The organism is Streptomyces sp. OfavH-34-F (genome assembly GCF_022347745.1).
In the GTDB taxonomy this organism is placed as follows: Bacteria; Actinomycetota; Actinomycetes; order Streptomycetales; family Streptomycetaceae; genus Streptomyces.
The window spans coordinates 1-2,552 of the sequence record NZ_JAKRGC010000531.1; the positions used below are offsets into that span (position 1 = coordinate 1).

The following is a 2,552-nucleotide window of genomic DNA, read 5'->3' on the forward strand; positions in this document are numbered from 1 at the left end:
GGTGCGTTCCTGCTGCTCGGCGAGGCCGCGCCGGGTCTCCTCGCGGAGCTGTCCGGCGTGGGCGGCGAGCGTTCCGCGCACCTCGGCGGCCTGGTCGCGCAGGCGGCGGGCGGTCTCGGCCTCCAGGCGCCGGGTCTGTTCGCTCAGGCCCCGGACGACGGTGTCGTGGCGCTGCTGGCGCTCCTCGACGCGGGCGAAGACCCGGTCCAGGTCCTCGCCGGTCTTGCGGCGGACCTCGTCGATGAGTGCGGGGATGTCGCGCCGGACCTCCTTGAGCTGCTGGGCCTTGCGCTGGATGCGGTACCACTCCGACTCGTCCACCTGGATGCGCTTCCTGCCGCTCATGCCTGTTCCTGTTCTCTCGCGGGGGTCGTGGTACGGGTGCGGACGGCGTCGACCGCCAGGTCGAAGGCGTCGACCAGGCCGGGCGGCGGTACGCCGATCAGCAGGGCCTCGGGGCCGTTGACGGCGATCTCGGCGGACCGGGGGCGGTGTTCGAAGTCGTAGCCGGTGCCGGCCAGGCGTCCGGTGAGGTGGTGGACGCGCTGGTTGGTGCTGCCGCGCAGTCCGCGTCCGTCGTCGAGGGCGGCCGCGTACACGCCGTCGATGAGGACGTCCACGGCGGCCAGGAGTGCGGGCACGCCGGGGTCCGGGGGGCGGGCGCGGAGCCGTTCGACGCGGTGGCCGGTGAAGCAGATGACCGACACGTCCCGGATCTCGCGGGCCAGCCGGGCCACTTCGGCCAGGCCGGCCGCCTGGGCCATGGGTTCGCCGCCGGAGAAGGTCAGTCCGGTGACCGCCGGGTCGGCGAGCAGTTCCCGGGCCAGTTCGGCCGGTTCGGCCCGCCGGGCGGGGCGGAAGGGTATCCAGTCGGGGGCCATGCATCCGGCGCAGCGGAACGGGCAGCCCTGGACCCAGAGGGCCGAGCGCACCCCGGGTCCGAGTGCTTCGGTGCCGACGCGGGTGGCGGCCACGTTCAGCGCGGGGCCGTTCATCGGGGGTGTCCGGGGGCCGGGGCGGGGCCGGGTCCGTCCAGGTAGCTGAAGGAGACGCCGCCGACGACGACTTCGCCGCCGGGGGCGCAGTCGGCGCCGCTCTCGCGGCCCGCGGTGCCGTCCGGCGAGAACCGGATGCGCAGGTCGGTGCGGGGGCCCTCGCGGGTGGACCGGCGCCTGCCGTGCACGGTGCCCCGGCCGCCGGTCGAGACGGGGCGCAGCGCCATCCGGCGGCCCCGCAGTTCGATGCGTTCGGGCAGCGGGCCGCCGAAGGGCGTGGCGAGCAGGAGCACCCCGCGCAGCGGCGGCCGGTTGACGCGCCGCCAGAGCAGCCAGGCGGCGACGAGGACGGCCAGGACCGCGCCGATGGCGCCGGGCAGGAACGCGGCGGAGCCCACGTCCGCCCGTACCGTCAGCTCCGCGTCCCGGGTCCGGATCGTTTCCGGGGTCTTCAGCCGGACGTCGGGGGCGAGGGGCCGCTGCCAGGCGGAGGTGACCGTGCCGGCCAGGTGCAGCGTGGCGCGGGTCTCCTCGGTCCTGCGGTAGGGCAGCGCCCCGGCGCTCAGCCGGCCCCGGACGCGGACGTCGTACGTGCGGGACTCGCCGGGGCGCAGGGTGAGGGTGCGGGGCAGGCCGGAGACGGTGAGGTCCGGGCCGGTGAGGGTGGCGCGCAGGCCGGTGACGGTGAGCGGGGCGCGGGTCGTGGCAGCGCGCAGGGTGAGCTTGCCGGCGGCGGTGCCGTCGCCGAGGTCGAGGGCGCCGCCGCCGTGCCAGGTGGCGGTGACGCCCTTTCCGGTGTCGGGGGCGAGGAGCCGGGCGGCCTTGCGGGCGCGGGTGCGTTCGCCGGCCCGGGCGAGGTAGGCGCCGAGGTCCTGGATGCCTTCGGGGCGCAGCACGGTGGTGTCGGGGACGACGTCCGCGAGGAGTCCGGCGCCGGTCGCGCCGCCGCCGAGCGGGATGGCGTAGCCGGCGAGTTCGGTGTGGCCGGCGACGGCTTCGGCGCGGGTGGTGAGGGCGTCCCAGGCGGGGCCGGTCGCCTTGGGGTAGCGGGAGCGGGCGGCGGGGCGGTGCTCGCCGTCGGTGAGGAGGACGACGGAGGCCACCGGGGAGGCGTCGTCGCGTTCGACCTCTTCGAGCGCGGCGTCGAGCGCGGCGCCGATGTCGGTGTCGCCGTCCGGGTCGGGGGCGCCGGGCAGGGCCGCGATGATCTTCGAGGTGTCGCCGGCGGCGCCGACGTAGCGGGCCTCGGTGCGGGAGTCGAAGGTGAACAGCGCGACGTGGTCCTCGGGGGTGAGCCCGTCCAGGAAGGGGCGCAGGGTGGTGCGGACGGTGTCGTAGCGGCCCTCTTCGGTCATGGAGCCGGAGGTGTCGACGAGGATGACGTAGTCGGCGGGTTCCCGGTCCAGTTCGAGCGCCCGGTATATGTCGGCGCGGCTTCAGCGCGGAGGAGGTCCGGGCCGTGCTGCGCGCCTCCGAGACGCACGCGGCGCTCATGGCCCGGCACGTCCCCGGGGTCGCCGACACCGGCGCGGTCTTCTTCACGGCCCGCAGGCCCGG

Annotated in this window: 2 protein-coding genes and 1 pseudogene; all 3 read right to left on the reverse strand. The window is 76.4% G+C overall.

Going from position 1 to position 2,552, the window contains the following annotated elements:
* Positions 1 to 345 (reverse strand): annotated as a pseudogene (locus tag MHW47_RS34440) (hypothetical protein); the annotation flags it as partial.
* Positions 342 to 995 (reverse strand): 4Fe-4S single cluster domain-containing protein, encoded by a 654-nt coding sequence (locus MHW47_RS34445; protein WP_239227769.1) that lies wholly within the window; start codon positions 993 to 995, stop codon positions 342 to 344. The pseudogene MHW47_RS34440 and the gene MHW47_RS34445, both read right to left, overlap by 4 nt.
* Positions 992 to 2,419, reverse strand: coding sequence for a vWA domain-containing protein (locus MHW47_RS34450; protein ID WP_308381744.1), 1,428 nt, complete (start codon positions 2,417 to 2,419; stop codon positions 992 to 994). The genes MHW47_RS34445 and MHW47_RS34450 overlap by 4 nt, the downstream gene beginning before the upstream one ends.
* Positions 2,420 to 2,552 lie beyond the last annotated feature (133 nt).

Coding starts and splice junctions, on each gene's coding strand:
- MHW47_RS34445 (WP_239227769.1), bottom strand. CDS start 995: ATGAACGGCCCCGCGCTGAACGTGGCCGCCACCCGCGTCGGCACCGAA.